This is a genomic window from Nucisporomicrobium flavum, assembly GCF_016464385.1.
Classification (GTDB): Bacteria; Actinomycetota; Actinomycetes; order Mycobacteriales; family Micromonosporaceae; genus Actinoplanes; species Actinoplanes flavus_A.
Window position 1 is genome coordinate 305,734 of record NZ_JADMLH010000001.1, and the last position, 22,056, is coordinate 327,789.

21 protein-coding genes, 1 pseudogene and 1 riboswitch are annotated in these 22,056 nt (G+C 74.1%); of the genes and pseudogenes, 9 read left to right on the forward strand and 13 right to left on the reverse strand.

Translation table 11 applies throughout. The annotated features are described in order from the left end of the window. Positions 1-44: 44 nt before the first annotated feature. From IT780_RS01505 to IT780_RS01520, 4 genes are all read right to left on the reverse strand, one after another. On the reverse strand, positions 45-1,436 hold the full coding sequence (locus IT780_RS01505; RefSeq protein WP_307830992.1) for a sensor histidine kinase: 1,392 nt from the start codon (positions 1,434-1,436) through the stop codon (positions 45-47). Continuing rightward, positions 1,433-2,215 (reverse strand): ABC transporter permease, encoded by a 783-nt coding sequence (locus IT780_RS01510; protein ID WP_199509519.1) that lies wholly within the window; start codon positions 2,213-2,215, stop codon positions 1,433-1,435. Before IT780_RS01510 ends, IT780_RS01505 begins: the two co-directional genes overlap by 4 nt. Then, positions 2,215-3,195: an ABC transporter ATP-binding protein gene (locus IT780_RS01515; RefSeq protein WP_199509520.1), complete on the reverse strand. Its 981-nt coding sequence runs from the start codon at positions 3,193-3,195 to the stop codon at positions 2,215-2,217. Before IT780_RS01515 ends, IT780_RS01510 begins: the two co-directional genes overlap by 1 nt. A 241-nt stretch (positions 3,196-3,436) precedes the next feature. Continuing rightward, positions 3,437-3,850, reverse strand: coding sequence for a VOC family protein (locus IT780_RS01520; protein ID WP_199509521.1), 414 nt, complete (start codon positions 3,848-3,850; stop codon positions 3,437-3,439). Between the two features lie 183 nt (positions 3,851-4,033). On the opposite strand from IT780_RS01520, the gene IT780_RS01525 reads away from it, so the two are divergent. Genes IT780_RS01525 through IT780_RS01540 form a run of 4 tightly spaced genes read left to right on the forward strand, consistent with a single transcriptional unit; the run spans position 4,034 to position 8,811 of the window. Next, complete coding sequence (locus tag IT780_RS01525) at positions 4,034-5,626, forward strand: IucA/IucC family protein (RefSeq protein ID WP_199509522.1); 1,593 nt, start codon at positions 4,034-4,036, stop codon at positions 5,624-5,626. Then, on the forward strand, positions 5,623-7,242 hold the full coding sequence (locus IT780_RS01530; protein ID WP_199509523.1) for an IucA/IucC family protein: 1,620 nt from the start codon (positions 5,623-5,625) through the stop codon (positions 7,240-7,242). Before IT780_RS01525 ends, IT780_RS01530 begins: the two co-directional genes overlap by 4 nt. Continuing rightward, a complete protein-coding gene (locus IT780_RS01535) occupies positions 7,229-8,374 on the forward strand; it encodes an alanine racemase (protein WP_199509524.1) in 1,146 nt (381 codons plus the stop codon). The genes IT780_RS01530 and IT780_RS01535 overlap by 14 nt, the downstream gene beginning before the upstream one ends. Continuing rightward, a complete protein-coding gene (locus tag IT780_RS01540; protein ID WP_199509525.1) occupies positions 8,374-8,811 on the forward strand; it encodes an NUDIX hydrolase in 438 nt (145 codons plus the stop codon). Before IT780_RS01535 ends, IT780_RS01540 begins: the two co-directional genes overlap by 1 nt. On the opposite strand, the gene IT780_RS01545 is transcribed toward IT780_RS01540, so the two are convergent. After that, positions 8,795-9,874 carry a saccharopine dehydrogenase NADP-binding domain-containing protein gene (locus IT780_RS01545; protein WP_199509526.1) on the reverse strand — a complete coding sequence of 360 codons (1,080 nt, stop codon included), beginning with the start codon at positions 9,872-9,874 and terminating at the stop codon, positions 8,795-8,797. The two genes, IT780_RS01540 and IT780_RS01545, sit on opposite strands and share 17 nt — an antisense overlap. 71 nt (positions 9,875-9,945) lie before the next feature. On the opposite strand from IT780_RS01545, the gene IT780_RS01550 reads away from it, so the two are divergent. After that, the gene (locus tag IT780_RS01550) at positions 9,946-10,893 is read left to right on the forward strand and encodes a helix-turn-helix domain-containing protein (protein WP_199509527.1); all 948 of its coding nucleotides are present in this window, start codon (positions 9,946-9,948) and stop codon (positions 10,891-10,893) included. A gap of 10 nt (positions 10,894-10,903) precedes the next feature. Here the strand turns inward: IT780_RS01550 and IT780_RS01555 are convergent, their stop codons facing one another. The 5 genes from IT780_RS01555 to IT780_RS01575 all read right to left on the reverse strand — a co-directional run bounded on the left by IT780_RS01555 (position 10,904) and on the right by IT780_RS01575 (position 14,703). Then, the gene (locus IT780_RS01555; protein WP_233412042.1) at positions 10,904-11,602 is read right to left on the reverse strand and encodes a class I SAM-dependent methyltransferase; all 699 of its coding nucleotides are present in this window, start codon (positions 11,600-11,602) and stop codon (positions 10,904-10,906) included. Positions 11,603-11,639: 37 nt separating this feature from the next. Continuing rightward, positions 11,640-12,128 (reverse strand): peptide deformylase, encoded by a 489-nt coding sequence (locus IT780_RS01560; protein ID WP_199509528.1) that lies wholly within the window; start codon positions 12,126-12,128, stop codon positions 11,640-11,642. A 46-nt stretch (positions 12,129-12,174) separates the two neighbouring features. Next, a complete protein-coding gene (locus IT780_RS01565; protein ID WP_199509529.1) occupies positions 12,175-12,666 on the reverse strand; it encodes a SigE family RNA polymerase sigma factor in 492 nt (163 codons plus the stop codon). 9 nt (positions 12,667-12,675) lie between these two features. Next, positions 12,676-13,383 carry a hypothetical protein gene (locus IT780_RS01570; protein WP_199509530.1) on the reverse strand — a complete coding sequence of 236 codons (708 nt, stop codon included), beginning with the start codon at positions 13,381-13,383 and terminating at the stop codon, positions 12,676-12,678. Between the two features lie 81 nt (positions 13,384-13,464). After that, positions 13,465-14,703: a chorismate-binding protein gene (locus IT780_RS01575; RefSeq protein WP_199509531.1), complete on the reverse strand. Its 1,239-nt coding sequence runs from the start codon at positions 14,701-14,703 to the stop codon at positions 13,465-13,467. Positions 14,704-14,828: 125 nt separating this feature from the next. Between IT780_RS01575 and IT780_RS01580 the strand changes: the two genes are divergently transcribed. Beyond that, positions 14,829-15,029, forward strand: a complete 201-nt coding sequence (locus IT780_RS01580) for a DUF5999 family protein (RefSeq protein ID WP_199509532.1) — start codon at positions 14,829-14,831, stop codon at positions 15,027-15,029. A gap of 159 nt (positions 15,030-15,188) precedes the next feature. On the opposite strand, the gene gcvP is transcribed toward IT780_RS01580, so the two are convergent. Further along, positions 15,189-17,993: an aminomethyl-transferring glycine dehydrogenase gene (gene gcvP, locus IT780_RS01585; protein WP_199509533.1), complete on the reverse strand. Its 2,805-nt coding sequence runs from the start codon at positions 17,991-17,993 to the stop codon at positions 15,189-15,191. A gap of 91 nt (positions 17,994-18,084) precedes the next feature. After that, positions 18,085-18,178: riboswitch (glycine riboswitch) on the reverse strand. Between the two features lie 27 nt (positions 18,179-18,205). Here gcvP and mgrA point away from each other — a divergent pair. From mgrA to IT780_RS01600, 3 genes and pseudogenes are all read left to right on the forward strand, one after another. Next, complete coding sequence (mgrA, locus tag IT780_RS01590; RefSeq protein ID WP_199509534.1) at positions 18,206-19,234, forward strand: L-glyceraldehyde 3-phosphate reductase; 1,029 nt, start codon at positions 18,206-18,208, stop codon at positions 19,232-19,234. A 186-nt stretch (positions 19,235-19,420) separates the two neighbouring features. Then, positions 19,421-20,005, forward strand: a pseudogene (locus IT780_RS01595) (nucleotidyltransferase domain-containing protein); the annotation flags it as partial. Continuing rightward, a complete protein-coding gene (locus IT780_RS01600) occupies positions 20,002-20,799 on the forward strand; it encodes a nucleotidyltransferase domain-containing protein (protein WP_199509536.1) in 798 nt (265 codons plus the stop codon). The pseudogene IT780_RS01595 and the gene IT780_RS01600, both read left to right, overlap by 4 nt. A gap of 262 nt (positions 20,800-21,061) precedes the next feature. On the opposite strand, the gene IT780_RS42510 is transcribed toward IT780_RS01600, so the two are convergent. Both IT780_RS42510 and IT780_RS01605 read right to left on the reverse strand, forming a co-directional pair. Then, entirely contained in the window at positions 21,062-21,196 is a 135-nt protein-coding gene (locus IT780_RS42510) for a hypothetical protein (RefSeq protein ID WP_267909892.1), read from the reverse strand. Next, the gene (locus tag IT780_RS01605; protein WP_199509537.1) at positions 21,193-21,906 is read right to left on the reverse strand and encodes an alpha/beta fold hydrolase; all 714 of its coding nucleotides are present in this window, start codon (positions 21,904-21,906) and stop codon (positions 21,193-21,195) included. The genes IT780_RS42510 and IT780_RS01605 overlap by 4 nt, the downstream gene beginning before the upstream one ends. Positions 21,907-22,056 lie beyond the last annotated feature (150 nt).

Consider the following 22,056-nt stretch of genomic DNA (forward strand, 5'->3'; position numbering starts at 1 on the left):
CGACGGGCCGGCGCCCTCAGGCTCGATGTCAGGTTGAAAAACGTTCACTCCGGCACCTCCACCCGTACGCGGAAACCCGGCCCGTCCGCCCGCCGCCCCACCACCAAGCGCGCCCCCGCAGCCTCCGCCCGGCGCCGCAATCCCGCCAGACCCTGACCGTCCGGCGCCGGCGGCCCGTCACCCGGACCGTCATCCACGATCTCCACGCTGCCCGGCGACAACCGCACCACACACCGGCTCGCCCCGCTGTGCCGCACGACGTTCGTCACCGCCTCCCGGATCGTCCACGCGAACAACTCCCGCACCCGCGTCGGCACCTCATCGGCCGCCCCCGGCAACTCCGCCACCACATGCGCCGCCGCCAGCGCCGCCCGCGCCGCCGCGATCTCCCCCGGCAACGAGATCCCCCGCACCCCCATCGCCGTCGCCCGCACATCCGACAACGCGTCGCGCGCCAGCACCTCCAGATCCCGCAACTCCCGCCGCGCCCGCTCCACATCCACATCCAGCAACCGCTGCGCCAACTCCGCCTTCACCGTCACCACCGTCAGCGAATGCCCCAGGATGTCGTGCAGATCCGCCGCGATCCGCGCCCGCTCCTGCTGCACCGCCATCACCGCCAGCTCCTCCTGCGCCACCGCCAACCGCGCCTGCCGCTCCCCCGCCAGCCGCAACCCCCACACCGCCGCCGACCCCAGCAACACCCCCAGCCCGTACCCGTTGTCCTCCCACCCCGGCATCCGCCACGCCAGCACCTCCGCGGCCACCGCCAGCGACGCCGCGAACGGCGCCGCCTGCACCAGCGGCAACGACGCCATCGCCGTCGACGCCACATAGACCAGGCAGGTCAGCGCATGGAACCCCGCCCCCGGCACCTGCGCCACCGTCAACGCCAGCATCGCCGCCAGGCCCGCCCACACCCGCGGCGAACCCCGCAGCCGCGCCTGCCGCGACCCCGCCCGGCTGAACCAGCTCACCATCGCCAGGTACAGCGCCCCGAACCCGGCCAGCGCGGCCAGCCCCAGATCACGCTGCCAGTCGTTGCCCCGCGCCGTCAGCGCCGACAGGTTCTCGCTGAGGTAGAACAGCCACACCGCGGCGAACAACCACCCGAAACGCGCCCGCGGACCCCCCAACGCGACCGTGACCCCCGAACCGCCGGCCCCACCCGCGCCGTCGCCGGGCCGGCCGGGGCCGAGGTCGGCGCCGCGAGGGCCGGGGTCGCCGCGGGGGTCGTCGCCCGGGTCTGGGTCGCCGCGGGGGTCGTCGCCGCCCGGGCCGGAGCCGCGGTCGACGACCCCGGGGCCGCGCGCGCCGTCGCCGTTACCGGGGGCCGGGCGGCCGTCACCGGGGGCCGGGCGGCCGTCGCCGGGGCGGCCGGGGCCGCCGCCGGCGGTCCCGGCGACGGCAGGCTCGTCGGCGTCGCGGCCGCTCACACCCGGGCCGTGTCCCGCCGGAACCGCCACACCGCGCCCGCCGTGAACACCGACGTCCACGCCAGCACGTTCAATCCCGCCAGCCACAGATTCCCCTCCCGCACCAGCGGATACCGCGCGAGCTCACCCACGCCGTACACCGGGGTGAACTTCGCCAGCGTCGCGAACGTCGAACCCATCAGATCCACCGGCACGAACAACCCGCCCGCGAACGCCAGCACCGCCAGCATCGGACCCAGAATCTGCATCACGTTCTCACTCGGCAACAGATAACCCATGAACAGCCCGAACGCCGCGAACACCAGCGCACACACCCACGCCAGCACCCCGCACTCCACCCACGCCGCCGCCGGCAGCTCCGCCCCCGCGAACGCACCCACCACGAACGCCACGGCCACCGACACCGCCCCGATGATCATCGCCAGGACCAGCTTCACCGCCACGTACGCCACCGGATGCAACGGCGTCAACCGCAACTGCCGGCTCCACCCCGCCGCCCGCTCCACCGACACCATCGCCCCACCGCTCGTGGTCGCCAGCATCGCCCCGTACACCGCCATGCTCACCAGCACGAAACCCGTCACGTTGCCGCCGCCCACCCGCTCGGTGCGATACGACTCGCTCGTACCGAACAGCAGGAAGAACAGCGCCGGCATCACGAACGTGAAGATCACCGTCCGCCTGTTACGCACCAACCGGCGCAACTCCAGCCGGATCATCCCCCACGAGAACCCACCCAGCCGGGGCAGACTCCGCTCCCGCACCACAGCAGCCGTCATCACCGCACACCCCCCGCACCCTCAACCGCCGTCATCGTCCCGCCCGCACCCGCCGCATCGTCCGACGTCAACGCCAGGAACGCCTGCTCCAGATTCCGCGACGTGATCTCCAGATCCCGCGCCGGCGTCCGCGACAACAGGAACCGCGCCACCGCATCCGAATCCCGGCCCTGCACGTACACCGAATCCCCGCGCACCTCCACCGAATCCACCCCCGGCAACCCCATCAGCGCCGCCTCGTCCGCACCCGGCCACGTCGCCCGCACCGTACGACCCGACGCCATCGCCTTCACCTGCGCCGCCGTCCCGTCCGCCACCACCCGGCCCCGCCGCACGAACACCACCCGGTCCGCGTACGCATCCGCCTCCTCCAGGTAATGCGTCGCGAACACCACCGTGCGCCCCGACCGCGCGTCCTCCCGGATCGCCGACCAGAACTCGTGCCGGCCACCCACATCCATCCCCGTCGTCGGCTCGTCCAGGATCAGCAACTCCGGATCCGGCAACAACGCCATCGCGAACCGCAACCGCTGCTGCTGGCCACCCGAACACTTACCGACCAGCCGCCCCCCGATGTCCGCGATCCCCGCCCGCTCCAGCACCTCGCCCACCTGCGACCGCGGCCGCCCGAACAACACCGCCGTCAACCGCACCGTCTCCTCGACCGTGTAGTCCTTCAGCAACCCGCCGGTCTGCATCACCGCCGACACCAGCCCCAGCGCCACCGCCTCCCGCGGCGCCCGCCCGTACACCCGCACCGACCCCCGCGTCGGTGCCGACAACCCCAGCAGCAGATCCACCGTGCTGGTCTTGCCCGCCCCGTTCGGACCCAGCAGGGCCACCACCTCACCCGCACCGATCCGCAGACTCACCCCGTCCACCGCGGCGACATCCCCGAACCGCTTCACCACACCGTCCAGCTCCACCGCCGGAACCCCCGACCCGCGAGCCACACCCTCACTCACCGCAGCGACTGTCATGCCACCACCCTCACCCCACGAACCCCCGCCCACGCAGCACACCCGTCACGACCGGCCCATGACATCCGTCAGGGGTCCATCGGACGATCGGCCGCTGCCCACAACCACCCACCACCTCCACACTGGACCGGACAGCACCACCGACCACCCGGTGCGGTCCGGCACGACCGCACACCCGCCCGGTCACGGCGCGGGACGCAGCCGCGCCGACCGGGACGGCCGCACCGGGCCCCGGTGCACCTCACGCCGCCACGCAGAACTCGTTGCCCTCCGGATCGGCCATCACCACGTGATGCCCCGCGACCGTCGCCAGCACCCGGCCACCCACCGCCACCAGCGACGCCGCCTTCGCCTCGACCCGCGCCCACGCATCCGGCCCCCGCCCCACCCGCACATCCAGGTGCAGCCGGTTCTTCGCCACCTTCGGCTCCGGCACCTCCAGGAACACCAGCCGCGGACCCACCCCCGCCGGATCCCGCAGCCACGCCCCGCCGCCCTCGCCCTCCTCCGGCTCCCCGAACGACGCCACCCACTCCTCACGCGTCGCGAACGGCGCCGGCGGCGGCTCGTCCTCGTAGCCCAGCACCACCTTCCAGAACTGCGCCAACGGTCCCGCCGCCACGCAGTCGAACGTCAGATCCACCCGCAATCCCACGACCCGCCCCCTCGTTCAGCCGACAGCGAGAGCATCTTCCACCCCGGGTACGACAACCGCCGCCAGGCCAGGAAGACCTTGATTTGTGGCGGGTCGTTGAATTCCTTTTTGTTCTTGATCTTTGGTGACGGGGGCGACTCCGCGCACACCCTGTAGAGCGTCCTAGGATGTTACAGGTGCAGAATGGGCGCCGTGACCCGCGCCGAGCTGCAGGCCCTGCGACCCGGGCTGGTGGACGCCTACGACCGGGCCCTGCCGCGCGCCCGCGCCGAGATCCTCGCCCGGCTGCTCATCGCCCTGGCACACGAGCCCCTCCCCGGCACCAGGACGGCAACGGTCGCTCCGGCAACCGAGCCGCCGCTGGGGCGCGGGCCGGCAGCGGGCGCCCCGGCGAACCAGCCCCTGCCAGGGCCGGCAGCGGGCGCGGCGGCAGCTGAGCCGCTTCCCCGCCCGGGACGGGTCATGCCGGCCGTCACGCCCTTCCAGCCGGTCGCCGCGGGGCTCGCCTGCCGGCTCGGCCGCGAGACCATCACCGACCCGGTCGTGCTCGTGCGCCGGCTCGGCTGGCCGGAGACGTTCGCCGGCGAGATCGGCAACAGTGTGGTCAACCTCGCCCTCGCGTACGCGGACCCGCCCCCGCCCACCCCTCGCCCGCTGCTGGACCTGGCCCCGGACCTGGCCACCGTGGAGCAGCTCGTGGCCGACGGGCACCCGCTGCACCCCTGCTGCCGTACGCGCACCGGGATGAGCGTCGCCGACGTGCTCGCGTACGCCCCGGAGCACCGCCCCACCCTGCGGCTGACCCGCCTGCGCGTCCCCACCGGACGCTGGTACGGCACCGGGGAACCGGTCCTGCTCGCCCACCCGTGGCAAGCCCGGCATCTGCGGGAGGCGTACCCGTGGCTGCGGCCCGACGGCGAGACCGGGCCCGTACGCCCGCTGATGTCCCTGCGCACCGTCGACACCGGAGCCGGCCACGTCAAGACCACGGTCGACGTGCAGATGACCTCCGCCGTCCGTACGGTCTCCCCCGCCGCCCTGCACAACGGCCCGGTCCTGTCCGCGCTGCTCGGGGCGCTCACCGCCGGCCTGCCGCTCACCGTGCTCGCCGAGTCCGGGGCCGGTGCCGTCCTGGTCGACGGCGAACCCAGCCGCCACCTGGCTCACCTGCACCGGCAGGCGCCACGGCTCGGGCCCGGCGAGACGGTGGTCCCGTTGGGGGCGCTGGCCGCTGCCGACCCGTACGACGGCCGCCCCCTGCTGCTGCACGCCGCGGCCGACCCGTACGCGTGGTGGCGCGACCTCTGTCACCTGCTGTTCCCGCCGCTCCTGGCCCTGCTGCACCGCGGCGTCGCGCTGGAGGCGCACGGGCAGAACACGCTCGTCGTGCTCGACCGGGGCCGGCCCACCCGGATCATCTACCGCGACTTCGGCGGGGTGCGCGTCAGCCCCGCCCGGCTGCGCGCCGCCGGGCACGACGCCCCGCCGCTGCACGGGGACCTGCCCACGGACGACCCGCACGAGCTGCGCACCAAGCTCGCCGCCGCCGTGCTGGGCACCGTCGCGCCGCAGCTCATCGCCGTGCTGACCGCCGCCGGCGCCGACCCCGCGAAGCTGTGGGCCACCGCCGCGGAGGCGATCGCCACGGTCGCCACCCCGGACGCCCGCGCCCTGCTCACCGAGCCGCTGCCGCGTAAGGCCACGACGGCGATGCGGCTGGCCGACGACCCGCTGGCCGACGTGTGGGCGTACCACGACAACCCCCTCGCCGCATGACTCGCAGCCTGACCGCCCGCCGGCTCGCCCTGCACGCCGCCCACGCCGGCGCGTCCCTGGCGGTGCACGCCCCGGACCTGCACGACCCGTTCATGGCCACGCTGCCCGAGGCGGCGGACATCGTGGGGCGGCGGCTGCGCGGCGCGCTCGTGCGGGAGGGGCTGCTGCCGGCCGCGCCGGGCGACCGCTTCCACGCGTTCCACCGCGTCGAGTACGCCCACGCCGGCGCCGACGACCCCGCGGATCTGCTCCCGGCCGACCTGCCCGGCAACGCGGCCGGCTTCGCCGCCGAGCTGCGCAACGCCGTGGTGAACCTCGCCATCGCCATGGCCCGCCCCGGGCCCCGCGACGGCGGCGACCCCGACGAGGCCGCCGTCGCCGCGGAACGGCTCGCGGTGGCCGGGCACAACCTGCACCCGTGCGGGCGTACGCGGCTGGGCTGGGACACCACCGACGTGCTCGAGCACGACCTGGAAGCCGGGCACACCCGCGTGGGGTTCCTCGCCGTCCGCGACGACGTGCACCTGGGCGACGACGTCGGCGCGGCGCTGCGGGCGGCGTACCCCGAGCTGCCGGAACTGCCACTCGGATACCGGCTGCAACCGGTGCATCCGTGGCAGCGGGACACGGTCCTGCCCGGGCGGTACGGGGACCTGTTCGCCGGCGGGCTGGTCCGCATCCTCGACGCCGAGCTCGGCGCGGTGCCCACGGCCGCGCTGCGCACGCTGCTGCTGCCCGTCGCAGCGGACGGCGGCCGCCGCTACGTGAAGGTGTCCCTGGACATCCAGGTGACCTCCACCCGGCGCAGCATCTCGATCGCCAGCACCCGCAACGGTCCCGCTGTGTCGCGGGTGCTGCACCAGCTGGTCGCCGACGACCCGGACGCCGACCGGCTGCTGCTCATGGCCGAGACCGCCGGAGCCGCCGTACCGGCCGGGTCGGGGCGGGACATGTCGGCGATCCTGCGCGACGGGCTCACCGGGCGGTTGCACCCCGGCGAGCGGGCCGTGCCGGGCGGGGCGTTGCCGCTGCTGGCCGCCGGGCTCGTCGGGGAGTTCGCCGCCACCACCGGGCGCCGCGACGACACGAGCGCGGCCGCCGCTTTCCTTGACGCGTACGCCCGGCTCCTGCTGCCACCGCTGTTGCGCCTGACCGTACGCGGGGTGGCGCTGGAGGCGCACCTGCAGAACTGCTTGCCGACCTTCACCGGCGGGGTGCCGCACCGGCTGGCCGTCCGCGACTTCGCGGGGCTGCGGCTGCACCCGGGCCGGCTGGCCCGCGCGGGACACGAGGTGGCGCTGTGGCCCGCGTCCGTGGTGGCCACCGGGGACGTCGCCGTGCTGCGCGCCAAGCTCGGGTACACGGCGTTCCAGGCCCACCTCGGCGAGCTGGTGCTGCGCCTGGGCGAGTCGCACGGCCTCGCCGAGGACCGGGCGTGGCGGCTGGTCCGGGCCGTCGTCGACGAGACGTACGACGCGCTGGGCGGCGCCGGGCGCGACGACCACGCGGCGTTCACCGCGGCGACCGTGCCGCACAAGGCGCTGGTGCGGATGCGGCTGGCCGGGGGCGGCGACGCGTACCTGCCCGTGGAGAATCCGCTGCATGCGCGCGCCTGAGCGGGTCCTCGCCGCCCTGGCCGGGCTCGAGTCGCCGGTCTGCGCGTACGTCTACGACCGGCGGTCTTTGCGGGAGCGGGCCGCGGACGTGCGTGCCGCCCTGCCGGCCGGCACGACCCTGCTGTACGCGGTCAAGGCCAACGGACATCCGGAGGTCGTGCGGACCCTCGCCGAGGAGTGCGACGGCCTGGAGGTGGCCTCCGGCGGCGAACTGGAGCTGGCCGTGGCCGCGGGGGCGCGGCGCATCGTCTTCGGCGGTCCTGCCAAGACCGACGCCGAGCTGGCCGCGGCGGTCGCCGCGGGCGCGCAGATCAACATCGAGAGCGGCCAGGAGCTGCTCCGGCTTGATCGCCTCGCCCGGGCCGCGGGGGTCGTCGTGCAGGCTTGCGTACGGGTCAACCGCGCGGCCGGCGGCCTCACGGGCAGCCACACCATGACCGGTACGCCCACCCCGTTCGGCATCGACGAGCAGCACCTGCCCCGGATCCTCGCCGAGCGCACCGGCAACGTGGAGATCACCGGCTTCCACCTGCACGCCGTGTCGAACAACCTCGACGGCGCCGCGCACGCCCGTTTCCTGGCCGGATGCCTCGACTGGTCGGCCGCCACGGCCCGGCGCCACGGCCTGACCCTGCGCACCGTCAACGCCGGCGGCGGGTTCGGCGTGGACTACCTCTCCGACGCCACCATCGACCTGTCCGCCCTCTCCACCGTGGACGTTCCCGCCGGGGTGGAGCTGATCGTCGAGCCGGGTCGCCTGCTCGCCGCCGACGCCGGCTGGTACGCCGCCGAGGTGCTGGACCTCAAACGCACCCACGGCCGCTGGTTCGCGGTGCTGCGCGGCGGCACCCACCACTTCCGGCTCCCCGCCGCCTGGGGCTACAGCCACCCGTTCACGGTGCTCGAGCGGGAGCGCTGGCCGTACGAGTGGCCCCGCCCCGGGATCACCGACGAGGTCGTGGACGCCGTCGGGGAGCTGTGCACCCCGCGTGACGTGCTGTCGCGTGACCATCGGGCCGGGCGGCTGCGCATCGGCGACGTGCTGCTGTTCGCCCGCACCGGCGCGTACGCGTGGGACATCTCGCACCACGACTTCCTGCGCCACCCGCCGCCATCGTTCATCGTGGTCTGATGGATCTCACCCACCGCCCGGCCGCGCGGGTCATCTGCCTCGACGCCAACGACCGCGTGTTGCTGATGCACTGGATCGACCCGGTCGACGGGCACCTCGTGTGGGAGCCGCCCGGGGGTGGCCTCGACCCCGGCGAGACCCACCTGGAGGCGGCCCGCCGGGAGCTGGCCGAGGAGACCGGCCTCGACCCGGCCGCGGTGCTGGACCGCAGCATCGAGGTCGAGCGCGACTTCGTCTGGAGGGGACGCCGCTTCGGCGGGCCCGAGCACTTCTACCTGGCCCGGTTCGCCGGGTCCCGGCCGGCGCTGCGGCGTGACGGGCTGCTGCCCGACGAGCAGGAGGCGCTGGCCGGGCACGGCTGGTGGAGCCTGGACGAGCTGCCCGGCCTGCCCGGGCTGGATCCGCCGGACCTCGCCGAGATCATCCGGCGGATGTGAGCCCGCCCGGCACGGCCGGCGCCCGGAGGGTCACGGCCGGCGCCCGGACGGTGAGGTGGGCGGACAGGGCGGCGAGGACATCGGGGGCGTCGAAGATCGCGCCGGCCGAGGCGACGCCGGTCGTCCGGGTCCGGCCGGTGAGGATGCGGTCGACGGCCTCCACCGCGAGCGGCGCGCTGACGGCGTAGATGTCCTGACCGGTGGCGGCCAGGCGGCGCTGCGTACCGCCGCTGCGGACGAGGACGTCGACGACGAAGCTCTGCGCGGAGCGGCCGCGGTCGTCGACGGCGGCCGGGGGCGGCGAGTCCGGGGAGGCCAGGTCCGAGGCCGCCCCGGTCGTCAGGTAGGTGCGCACCTCCGGGACGGCCAGGTGGCTGGGGACGGTGACGACGTCGGCCATGGTGAACTCGCTGATCACCTCCCGGACCCCGAACGGGGCCGGGAATTCCCAGTCCACCGTCGACACCGGGTCGTCGTGCAGCTGCAGCCGCCCGCCGGCGTAGCGGATGCGCCGCCCACCGCGCCGCCCTGAGGACACCCGGCCAGCGGCGAGCGTGCCACCGGTGGGGTGCCAGCTGCTCAGGCCGTACGCCACGTGGACCTCGTCCGCCGACGTCGCGTCGCCCATGGCGGCGGTGACCAGCAGGTCGCCCAGGCCGCCGAAGAAGGCCATCGCCGGCACGACCACGGTGCCCGCGGCACGGGCGGGCCGCGCGAACCGCGTGAACGTGTCGGCGTTCGCCTCGATCTCGGCCGCCACGTCGACGTACGGGATGCCGGCCCGCAGCGCCGCGTCGATCACCGGGCCGGCGGTGGCGGCGAACGGCCCGGCCGTGTTGATCACCGCGTCGGCGCCGTGCAGCGCCCGGTCGAGCCGGATCGGGTCGTCGACCGGGGCGTGGCGCCGCGGTGCGCCCGGAAAATCCGCCGCCATGGCCTCCAGCCGGTCCCCGTCCCGGCCGAGCAGCAACGGACGGTGTCCACGCTCGCGCAGCTCGGCAGCCACGAACCGGCCGGTGTGTCCGTACGCGCCGTAGACCGCGATGGTCTGCCCTGTTTCCATGTTCTCGATCTTGTCGTGGTCCCCGGCGGCGGGACAGTGTCGGAAACGACCGCGCCCGTACACTTTCGGCCATGGCCTCCGTCCCGGGTTCCGTCGCCATCGCCGCGACCGACGCGATGCTGCACTTCGAGCTGGCGCTGTGCCACGAGGTCTTCGGCACCCGCCCCGACGCCGTACCGGGCCCCTGGTACGACGTCCGCGTGTGCGGCCCGGGCGCGGTACGCCTCGGCCGGTTCGTGCTGGAGCCGGACAGCGGCCTGGACGCGCTGGCGAGCGCCGGCACCGTGATCGTTCCCGGGCTGGCCGACGTCGACCGCGACCCGCCCGCCGAGCTGATCGACGCGGTACGCGCGGCCCACCGGGCCGGCGCTCGGATGGTCTCGCTGTGCACGGGAGCGTTCGTGCTCGCCGCCGCCGGCCTGCTCGACGGGCTGCGCGCGACCACCCACTGGGCGCACACCGGCACCCTCGCCGGCCGCTACCCCCGGGTGACGGTCGACCCGGATGCGCTCTACGTCGACAACGGCACGGTCCTCACCTCGGCGGGCAAGGCCGCGGCCATGGACCTGTGCCTGCACCTGATCCGCCGCGACCGCGGCTCGGCGGTCGCCAACCTCGCCGCCCGCCGACTGGTCGTGCCCCCGCACCGGGCCGGCGGGCAGGCGCAGTTCGTCACGACGCCCGTACAGGCCCGCGACGACCACCCGCTGGCCGAGTTGCTGCCCTGGGTGATGCGGCGGCTGGACCAGCCGCTCACCGTCGAGGACCTGGCCCGTCAGTGCCACCTGAGCTCGCGCCACCTGACCCGGCAGTTCCGGTCGGTCACCGGCACCACCCCGCTGCAGTGGCTGCTCACCCAACGGATCCGCCGGGCGCAGGAGCTGCTGGAGACCACCGGCGACAGCGTCGAGAGCATCGCCTCGGCCGTCGGCATGGGCACCGCGACGACGCTGCGCCGGCACTTCCACCGTACGGTCGGCGTACCGCCGGACACTTACCGTCGCACGTTCCGGGCGTGACGGCGCGGCGTCACCCGGCGGCTCTGAACTCGGCTCGCCAGCGGGCGACCAGCGTCTCGCCGCCGTCGGCGATGTGCTCCACGGACACCGTCTGCAGCGCCGCGCCGCCCGGCGTCCCACGACCGAACGCGTCGATCTCGGCCCGGCTCAGCGGCCAGGGCGGCCCGTCGGGGCTGCCGGTCGCGGCGGCGGCCAGGACCAGCAGCGTGCCGCCCGGCGCCACCAGCGGCCCCACGTTCGCGATGGCCCGGGCCCGGACGTCCGCCGGCAGCGCCTGCACGTTGTTGCTCTCCAGGACCAGGTCGTAGCCGCCCCGCCACGCCGCGGGCGGGTCGAGCAGGTCCGCGACGACGTACGACACCGCGGAGCCGGGGTGCCGCTGCCGGGCCGTGCGCACCGCCGTGGCCGAGATGTCGAAAGCGGTCACCGCGAAGCCGAGCCCGGCGAGGAACTCGGCGTCGCGGCCCAGCCCGCAGCCGACCACGAGCGCACGGCGGCCGTGCCCGTCGAGGTCGCGGTGCTGCGCCCAGGCGGCGAGGTGGCGGCTCGGGGCGGGCACGTCCCAGGGCACCTCGGCGGTGCCGGCGGCGGCCTCGGCGTACAGCTTCTCGAACCAGCCGGTCGCGTCGCCCTCGGCCAGCGACTCGGCCGCGAGCCGCCGGGTGTCCGGCTCCCGCTCGCTCACGCCCGGGCTGAGTTTGATGGGCATGCCGTCCCGGCCCTCCGCTGCGCTCCGGTGCAGTCCGTCATGCCGTGCGGCCGCTGCGCAGCGTACGCAACGCCTGACGGCGGGTGTCGCCGGTGAGCGTGTCGATGTACAGGCGGCCGTCGAGGTGGTCGGTCTCGTGCTGCAGGGCGCGGGCCAGGAAGCCGGTGCCGGTGATCGTGCGCGGGGCGCCGTACTGATCGAAGCCGGTCGCGGTGACCGTCCAGGCCCGCGGCGTCGCAAAGCCCATGCCGGGCAGCGACAGGCAGCCCTCCTCGTCGTCCTGCTCGCCGTCGAAGCCGGACAGCACCGGGTTGACCAGGTGTCCCACCTCGCCGCCCACGTTGTAGGAGAACGCCCGCAGGCTCACCCCGATCTGGGGTGCGGCGACCCCGGCGCGGCCCGGCTCGCGCACGGTGTCCTCCAGGTCGGCGACCAGGCGCCGCAGCTCGTCGTCGAAGACGGTCACCGGCTCGGCCGGTGTCCGCAGCACGGGGTCGCCGAACAGCCGGATCGCTCGCACAGTCATGGCCGAGACCCTATCGCGGGTATCGGGCGGCCACGAGCACCGCTCGTTACGCGAACAGGGCCAGCTGGTCGGCGGCGAGCAGCCCGCGCAGCCGCTCCAGGGACCGCCTCGTCTGGGTCTTGACGACGCTGGCCGGCACCTCCAGCGCGTCGGCGACCTGCTCGACGCTCAGGTCCTCGAAGTAGCGCAGGATGACGATCGCGCGGTCCCGCGGCGGCAGCTGCGCCAGCGCGTCCAGCATGGTCAGCCGCAGGTCCGGGTGGTGCCGGTACCCCTGCTCGTGCAACGCGCCGACGACGGCCTCGGTGGAGCTGCGCCGCCGCCGGTGGTCCAGGTAGACGCGGACCAGGACCTTCTGCGCGTACGCCGGGAGGTTGTCGGCCTGGCGCACCCGCCGCCAGCCGAGGTACAGCTTCGTCAGGGTGCTCTGGGTCAGGTCCTGGGCCAGGTGCCAGTCGCGGCACAGCATGAACGCGGTGGTGCGCAGCCGCTCGGCGCAGGCGCCCGCGAACTCCGTGAAGTCCTCGTCGTGATTCACCGCGCCGCCCTAGCCGAACGTCGCCAGGTGCGGGAAGTCCTGCTCGCCGGCGCGTACGAGCGCGGGATCCATGCCGTCGCCCCACCGCGGGTCCGAGACCACCGCCTTCGCCTCCTCGTCGGTCAGGGCGAGCGGCGTCGGCGTGCTGCCGCCGGCGGTCATCCGGCACGTCGCCAGGTCCGCCTGCACCGTCATCCCGCCGGGCCAGTCGGCGCGCACGACCTTCGCCTGGGTGCAATTGTCGGGCAGCGTCTCCACGGTGACCGTCGGCTTCCCGGCCCGCGGCAGTGACGGATATCCGGCAACGGAGACGCGGATGATCGCCGGCCCCTGTCCCCGATCGAGTGACATCTGCACCTGCAGGTCGGAGTGGGCGGCCTTGGCGGCGTCGCTTGTACGCCCCGGCGGGAGCAGGTTGCGCAGCAGCACCAGCATCGCCTCCGGGGTGGCCGGGATCCGGCTGTCGAGCGTCTGCGACGGCGACGCCGCGACCACGACGCCGGCGTCCGGAACCGGGGCGGTGCCGTACGGCCCGGCGAGCGCCACCGCCACGGCCAGCACGCCCGCCACCGCGGTACCACCGCCGGCCGCCGCGAACCGCCGCCGCCTGCGGATCCGGCGGCCGTCGCGCACCGCCGACCCCACCAGGTCACCCAACGGCGGCGGCCGCTCGGCGCTCAGCTCGTCGCGGAGCAGGCTCCGCAGTTCCTCGGTCACGGCCGGTCCCCTCTCGCATGTGCCCTCACCCGTACCGACGGGCCGGGACCCTCGGCCGGTGACAGCGGCGCGCGAAGTTTTCTAGGAACCTGCCAGCGCGGCCCGGATCGGGGCGGCCTTCGCGGCGGCCTCGGCCACCTCCGCCCCCGGGTCGCTGTCCCAGGTGATGCCGCCGCCGGCCCACAGGTGGACACGGCCCGCGGTCGCCGCCACGGTCCGGATCGTCAGGCCCAGGTCGATGTGGTCGGTGCCGACCCAGCCCAGCCCGCCCATGCTCACGCCGCGCCCGACCGGCTCCACGCGCTCGATCTCGCGCAGCGCGGCCAGCTTGGGCGCGCCGGTCACCGAGCCGCCCGGGCACACCGCCCGCAGCAGCTCGGCCAGGCCGAGCGGGCCCTCGATCGGCGCCGACACCTGCGACTCGGCCTGCCACAACCCCGACCACCGGCGTACGGCGAACAGCTCGTCCACGCGCACCGGGCCCACGCCGGGCAGCCGGGCCAGGTCGTTGCGTTCCAGGTCGACGATCATGACGTGCTCGGCGCGCTCCTTGGCCGAGCCGAGCAGCTCCCGGCGGCCCCGCGCGGTGGCCGGGCGGGTGCCCTTGATCGGCCGGGTGATCACCCGGCCGGCGCGGACCTCGACGAGGGTCTCCGGCGACGCCGTGGCGATCGCCCAGCCGTCGCCCGCCAGGAGGCCGCCGTACCGGGCACCGGCCAGTTCGGTCACTCGCTGTAGGGCCGGGCCGGGATCGCCCGCGTACGGCGCGCTGGCGTGCCCCACGACGTTGACCTGATACACGTCCCCCCGGGCGATCGCGGCGCGGACCTCCGACACCGCGGCGCCGTGGTCCGCAGCGGTCCAGCTGTCCTCCCATGGGCCCAGCGACCACGCCGGAGTTGTTGACGCACCGTGATCAGCCGCGCGCGGCGAGAGACCGCTCTCCCGGTTCGGAACTTCCGCGGTGTGGACGTACAGAACCGCTGCCACATCAGGGATCTCCGGAACCGGTGAGGGTCGTCCGGGGGCGCCGCCGGTCATCACCGATCCGGCCGCGGCAGACACGTACAGTGACGCTCCGCAGGGGGTGCCGACGCCGAACGGGTGAATCTGATTGGCCGTTCGGACGAGGTTTCGCACCGGCAGTCCGTTGTCGGCGAGCCACGCTGTCACAAGCTCTGCGGGGTCACCGCCGTCGCCCTGGAACCACTCGAACACCGATGACGGACGGTGACGGTGCAGGCAGGAGGCCGGAGAACCCGGTGGACGGGCTTGCGCGACTGTCGCAAAGTGGCCGTATCGGCCCGCTGCGTGGACCATCTGAATAGTGGACTCGCTCAATGGGGCCCCGTCACCCGATCCAACCGGACTCGTTCGGATGGGAGTAGTGTTCGGCCCCGTTGATGTGAAGCACGACACAACACACCCCTGACCGGAGACCTCCGATGTGCCAGCACCAGACACCCTGTCCCTCATCCGAAGCGATGGACCGCGAGGCGGCCCGGATCGTGGCGACGTTCCCCGAGCAGGGCTGGAGCCTGCTCTGCAACGGCGTCATCGTCTTCGAGGACACCGGTGAGCTGCTGCCCGACGGCCGCACGATCGCACCGCACCGGGGACCCGCCCGGCACGCGCTCGCCGCCTGACCCGCGCAGCGTAACGACGGCACGGCCGTCGCGGTGACGACCCCCGCGACGCAGCCGCCACGCACCCCGCACCCCGCACCCGCCGCACCCCGCAGCTCGCTTCCCGGGCGCGACCCACCCGGGCGAGCCGGCCACCGGCCGACCCGCCCCGGGCGGACCTCACTCCTCGAACGCCTCCGGCGCCGGGCACGAGCAGACCAGATTCCGGTCGCCGTAGGCCCCGTCGATGCGCCGCACCGGCGGCCAGTACTTCGCCGTCCGGTCCACGCCCGCCGGGAAACCGGCCAGCGACCGCGGGTACGCGTGCTCCCACTCTTCCGCCGACACCGCCGCCGCCGTGTGCGGGGCGTTGTGCAGCGGATTGTCGTCCCGCGGCCACTCGCCGGCCGCCACCCGGTCGATCTCGCCCTTGATCGCGATCATCGCGTCGCAGAACCGGTCCAGCTCCGCCAGGTCCTCGCTCTCCGTCGGCTCCACCATCAGCGTGCCCGCGACCGGGAACGACATCGTCGGCGCGTGGAAGCCGTAGTCGATCAGCCGCTTCGCCACGTCGTCCACCGACACCCCGGTCGCCTTCGTGATCGGCCGCAGGTCCAGGATGCACTCGTGCGCGACCAGGCCCTCGTTGCCGGCGTACAGCACCGGGTAGTGCTCGCGCAGCCGCGCCGCCACGTAGTTGGCCGCCAGCACCGCCACCGACGTCGCCGCCGCCAGCCCGTCCGGCCCCATCATCCGCAGGTACGCCCACGAGATCGGCAGGATTCCCGCCGAGCCGTGCGCCGCCGCCGACACCGCGTGGTGCTCACCCGGCTCGAGCGGGTCACCCGGCAGGAACTCCGACAGGTGCGCGCGCACCGCGACCGGCCCGACACCGGGACCACCGCCGCCGTGCGGGATGCAGAACGTCTTGTGCAGGTTCAGGTGCGACACGTCCGCGCCGAACTTGCCCGGCCGGGCGAAGCCGACCAGCGCGTTCAGGTTGGCGCCGTCCACGTACACCTGGCCGCCCGCGTCGTGCACCTTGCCGCACAGCTCGGCGATGCCCTTCTCGTACACGCCGTGCGTCGACGGGTACGTCACCATGATCGCCGCGAGCGCGTCCCGGTGCTTCTCGATCTTCGCGTCCAGGTCGGCCAGGTCCACGTTGCCGTTGTCGTCGCAGGCCACCACGACGACCCGCATGCCCGCCATCACCGCGCTGGCCGCGTTCGTGCCGTGCGCACTCGACGGGATCAGGCACACGTCGCGGTGCTCGTCGCCGCGCGACCGGTGATACCCGCGGATCGCCAGCAGGCCCGCCAGCTCACCCTGCGACCCCGCGTTCGGCTGCACGCTGACCGCGTCGTACCCGGTCAGCTCCGCCAGCCAGCCCTCCAGCTGCGCGACGAGGGCCTCGTACCCCGCGGTCCGCGACGCCGGTGCGAACGGGTGGATGTTCGCGAACTCCGGCCACGACACCGGTTCCATCTCGGTGGTCGCGTTCAGCTTCATCGTGCACGACCCCAGCGGGATCATGCCCCGGTCCAGCGCGTAGTCGCGGTCCGACAGCCGCCGCAGGTACCGCAGCATCGCCGTCTCCGAGTGGTACGACGAGAACACCGGGTGGGTCAGGAAGTCCGACGTACGCCCCAGCGGCCGGGCACCGCACTCCGCGGACGCCGCCGGCTTCGCGCCGAACGCCGCCAGCACCGCCTCCACCTGCGCGGACGTCGTCGTCTCATCCACCGACACCGACACCCGATCGGCGTCGACCAGCCGCAGGTCGATGCCCTCGCCGGCGGCCGCGGCGACCACGTCGGCGGCCCGGCCCGGCACCACCGCGGTGACCGTGTCGAAGAACGCGTCGTGCGCCACCTCGACGCCGGCCGCGGCGAGGCCACCGGCCAGCGACAGCGCGTGGTCGTGCACCCGCTTCGCGATCGCCCGCAGGCCATGCGGACCGTGGTACACCGCGTACATGCTCGCCATCACCGCGAGCAGGACCTGCGCCGTGCAGATGTTGCTCGTCGCCCGCTCCCGGCGGATGTGCTGCTCGCGCGTCTGCAACGCCAGCCGGTAGGCCGGCGCGCCGTCCGCGTCCCGCGACACCCCCACCAGACGCCCGGGCAGCGACCGCTCCAGCCCGGCGCGCACCGCCAGGTAACCGGCGTGCGGACCACCGAAGCCCAGGGGTACGCCGAAGCGCTGCGTCGTCCCGGCCGCGATGTCCGCGCCGATCTCCCCCGGCGGGCGCAGCAGCGTCAACGCCAGCAGATCCGCCGCCACGGTCACCAGCGCACCCACCGCGTGGGCCGCCTCGACCAGCGCCGCGTGGTCCCGCACGGCTCCCGACGCGCCCGGATACTGCAGGTGCAGGCCGAAGAACTCCTCCGGCAGCTCCTCGCCGGCGTCCAGGTCCACGAGCCGCACGTCGATGCCGAGCGGTTCCGCCCGCGTCCGCAGGATCGCCAGGGTCTGCGGCAGCGTGTCCGCGTCCACCACGTACACGCTGCTCTTGCTCTTCGACGACCGGCGGGCCAGCGTCATCGCCTCCGCGACCGCCGTGCCCTCGTCGAGCATCGACGCGTTCGCCGTGGTCAGCCCGGTCAGGTCCGTCACCATCGTCTGGAAGTTCAGCAGCGCCTCGAGCCGGCCCTGACTGATCTCCGGCTGGTACGGCGTGTACGCCGTGTACCACGCCGGGTTCTCCAGCACGTTGCGCCGGATCACCGCCGGCGTCACCGTGCCGTAGTAGCCCAGCCCGATCATCGACGTGGTCACCGTGTTGCGCCCGGCCAGCTCGCGCAGCTCGGCGATCGCCTCCTCCTCGGAGGCCGCGGCCGGCAGGTCCAGGGTTCCGTGCCAGCGGATCACCTCGGGGATCGCGGCATCCATCAGCGCGTCCAGCGACGCGTACCCGATGGCCTTCAGCATCTGGGTCTGCGCGTCCGGATCCGGACCGATGTGGCGAAATGCGAACGTCATGGCGGCTCCAGCGGGGGCAGAAGGTCGACGGGCAACCTCCCCCTCTGTCGTACCCACCGGGCGGTCACACCCACCGGGCACTTCAGAGTCGCCTGCCCCCGCGGTCCTTTTGCCTGAGAGGTTCCGGGGAGGATTTGCCCCTTCGGCGCCGTCGGCGGACCGACGGTCTCTCCCGCGTGGGTGGTACCGGCCCCATCAACCTACCAGCGGAGATGTTTCGATCATGTGTCCCTAGGCTGTGGTGTGTGACCTACTCCCCCGCGGACGACCGCTACGACACCATGACCTACCGCCGCGCCGGGCGCAGCGGACTCCGGCTCCCCGCCATCAGCCTCGGCCTCTGGCACAACTTCGGCGACGCCCGCCCGCTCGAGCGCCAGCAGGCCATCGTCCGGCGCGCCTTCGACCTCGGTGTCACCCACTTCGACCTGGCCAACAACTACGGCCCGCCGCCCGGCAGCGCCGAGAGCAACTTCGGCCGCATCCTGCGCACCGACCTCGCCGCCCACCGCGACGAGATCGTCGTCTCCACCAAGGCCGGCTACCACATGTGGAACGGCCCGTACGGCGAGTGGGGCTCCCGCAAATACCTGGTCTCCTCGCTCGACCAGTCCCTGAAGCGCCTCGGCCTCGACTACGTCGACATCTTCTACCACCACCGCCCCGACCCGGACACCCCGCTCGAGGAAACCATGGGCGCCCTCGACGCCGTCGTGCGCGCCGGCAAGGCCCTCTACGTCGGCATCAGCAACTACACCTCCGAGCAGACCGCCCAGGCCGCCGCCATCCTCCAGGAACTCGGCACCCCGCTGCTCATCCACCAGCCGTCATACTCGATCCTCAACCGCTGGATCGAGAAGGACCACCTGCTCGACACCCTTGAACGCGTGGGCGCCGGCTGCATCGCCTTCAGCCCCCTGCAGCAGGGCCTGCTCACCGACCGGTACCTCGGCGGCATCCCGGACGACTCGCGCGTGCGCACCAGCGTCTTCCTCAACGAGAAGGACCTGGACCCGGCCACCATGGGGCGCATCCGCACCCTCGACGACATCGCGCGGCGCCGCGGCCAGAGCCTCGCCCAGATGGCCCTCGCCTGGGCCCTGCGCGACGAGCGCATCACCAGCCTCATCATCGGCGCCAGCAGCGTCGAGCAGCTCGAGACCAACATCGCCGCGCTGGACAACCCCACCCTCGCCGCCGAGGAACTCGACGAGATCGACGGGACCGTCCTCGACCTGTGACCGCTCTGTACCCGCCCGGCACGATCCTCGCGGTGGGGGGGGGGGGGGGGGGGGGGGGGGGGGGGGGGGGCGCGGCGGGCGCGCCCACCCCCCCCCGCGGGGGGGGCCCGCCCGCCCGCCCCGTCCCGGGGGGTGGGGGGCGGCCCCGGCGGCCCCGCCCGCGCCGCCCGGGCCCCCCCCCCCCCCCGCCGGGGCGTGTACGCCGCACCCACCCGCGCGTTCTGGCGCCTCGACAAGCCGCCGACCCACCTCGACGGACCCCGCGACGAACAGTTCTCCTGGGAGATCGAACGCTTCTGCACCCTCGCCCTGCAGGCCAACCCGACCGTCCTCGAAGTCCTCTGGTCACCGCTCGTCGAGCACCTCACCGGCGACGGCCGGGCCCTGCTCGCCGCCCGCGACGCGTTCCTCTCCCGGCGCGTCGCCGACACCTACGGCGCGTACGCCCGCGACCAGCTCAAACGCGTCGCAGCCCGGCGCGACGCCACCGGCGAGACCAACCACAAGCAGGCCATGCACATGATCCGCCTGCTGTACGCCGGCGCCCACGTCCTGCGCACCGGCCAAGTCCTCGTCGACGTCAGCCACCTGCGCGAGCGGCTCCTGGAGATCAAAACCGGTGGAGTGCCCTGGGAATCCGTGGTCTCGTGGGCCGAGGACCTGCTCGCCGGCCTCGCCGACGCGCAGGCGGCCACCACGCTGCCCGCCGAACCCGACCGGAGCCGCGTCGACGCCCTGCTCACCGCCGTACGCGAAAGGAACCTGGGATGACCACGGACGTGCCGGCCTGGGCCGCCGAGGCCGCGGCGCTGCCCTACCCGGCCGTCTTCGTGACCGTCAGCGGCGCCCACCTCTACGGCTTCGCCTCCGTCGACAGCGACCTCGACCTGCGCGCCAGCCACCTCCTGCCCGCGCACGAGGTCGTCGGCCTGCGCACCGGCCCGGAGACCATCTCCACCGACACCCCGTCCAACCACCCCGCCGCCACCCACAAACGGCCTGAAGGCTGCCTGCGCGACGGCGTGGAACTCGACGTGGTCAGCCACGACCTGCTCAAGTTCGCCCGCATGCTCACCACCCGCAACGGCTACGTGCTCGAACAGCTCCTCTCACCGCTGGTCGTGGCCACCTCACCGCTGCACAAGCAGCTCATCGATCTGGCCCCGGGCCTGATCACCCGTCACCACGCCCACCACTACCTCGGCTTCGCCGCCACCCAGGAACGGTTGTTCGCCAAGACCGGCGAGCTCAAGCCCGCGCTCTACACGCTGCGGGTGCTGCACACCGGCATCCACCTCATGCGTACGGGCTCCGTGGTCGCGGACCTGGGCGCGCTCAGCTCGCTGCCGTACGTGCCCGAGCTGATCGCGATGAAGCGTACGGCCGAACACGCCACCTTCCCCCCGGCGCTGCGCGAGCGCGTCGAGCACGACGCCGCCCGGCTGCGCACCGAGCTCGAGGCGGCACGGGACGCGTCCAGCCTGCCGGAACACGCCGACCCGGACGCCGTGGAGGCCCTGCACCGGCTCGTCGTCGACGCCCGGCTGACCGGCCTCCCCGCCTGACGCCGCGGTCACCGCCCGACCGCGGCGTGAACCTGCCCCGGCGCCCGGGCGGCTCACCCCCGGCGCCCGGGCGGCTCACCCCCGGGGCACGGCGCTGGCGATCGGCACCACGCGCGGAGAGCCGTCCCCGGCGACATACGCGAGGCGCGCGATGTCGCGGGCGAGCAGTTCCCGGCTGCCCGGCCGGTCGAGGATCTCGGTGAGCTGGGCCGGTTCCGAACACCTGTGAAACGCATCGCGTCCGCGACCGCTCGCGTGGCGGTCAGGCTCCGGTCGTTGCGGCGCGCTCGCGATGGGCGCGGATCTCGTCGTGGTGGTCGGCGGCCCAGCCGATCAGCGAGGTGGCGATCTCGTGCAGGCCGCGGCCGCGGGTGGTCCCCTCACCAGCAGGAATCACCGGCCGTGGCCCGCGGCGGCCAGACATGCGTCCGTGACGACCTCGGTCCACACGCCTGGGTGGGTGAACCAGAAGTCATGCGGCACACCCGGCACCGTGGTGAACCGGCCCCGCGGCACAAGGGCGGCGAGCTGCGCCAGGGGCCAGGACGGGCGGATGTCATCGCCCGCCGCGACGAAGTGCATCGGCACGGCGCAGTCCGCCAGGCCGCGCCACAGATCCGGGCGATGGGCCCACTTGGTGAACGACGTGCTCAGAGCCGCATGGACGGCGGGCACCCAGTCGATCTCGACCGCAGGTTCGGACGGCTTGCCGGCCTCGTACGCCTCGGACCACGTACGGTCGAGCTGCGGACCCCGCCCGGCGACGCCCACCACCGCGGTCACCGAGCCCGGATGCTCGACCGCATATCGCACGGCCAGATCAGCGCCCCACGAATGGCCCAGGACGATCCACCTGTCGACGCCGGCCGCCGCGCGGATCCCTTCGAGGTCGGCAACCGCTTCCTCCATCGTGTGCGGTCCCCCGCCCGACCGGCCGACACCGCGCGGCTCGGGAAACCAGGCGCGGTGCTCCCTGGGGGCGAGGTCGTCCCGCTCCAGGTACTGCACACAACCGGGCCCGCCGCTCAGCACGACGACGTCGGGGCCATCGCCCGTGACACCGACGTGCAACGCCGCACCGTCCACCCGTAAAGTCCGCGACTCCATGGCCGCGAAGCTACCAACGGCCGTGCCGGCCCCCCCCCGGCCCGCCGGGGGCGGGCGGGGCCCCGAGGCCCCCGAAACGGCCGCGCCTCCTGGCCCGCTAAGCTACCACCGGCCGTCGGGCCCGCCCCGGTCCCGGCGCGGGCCGGACGG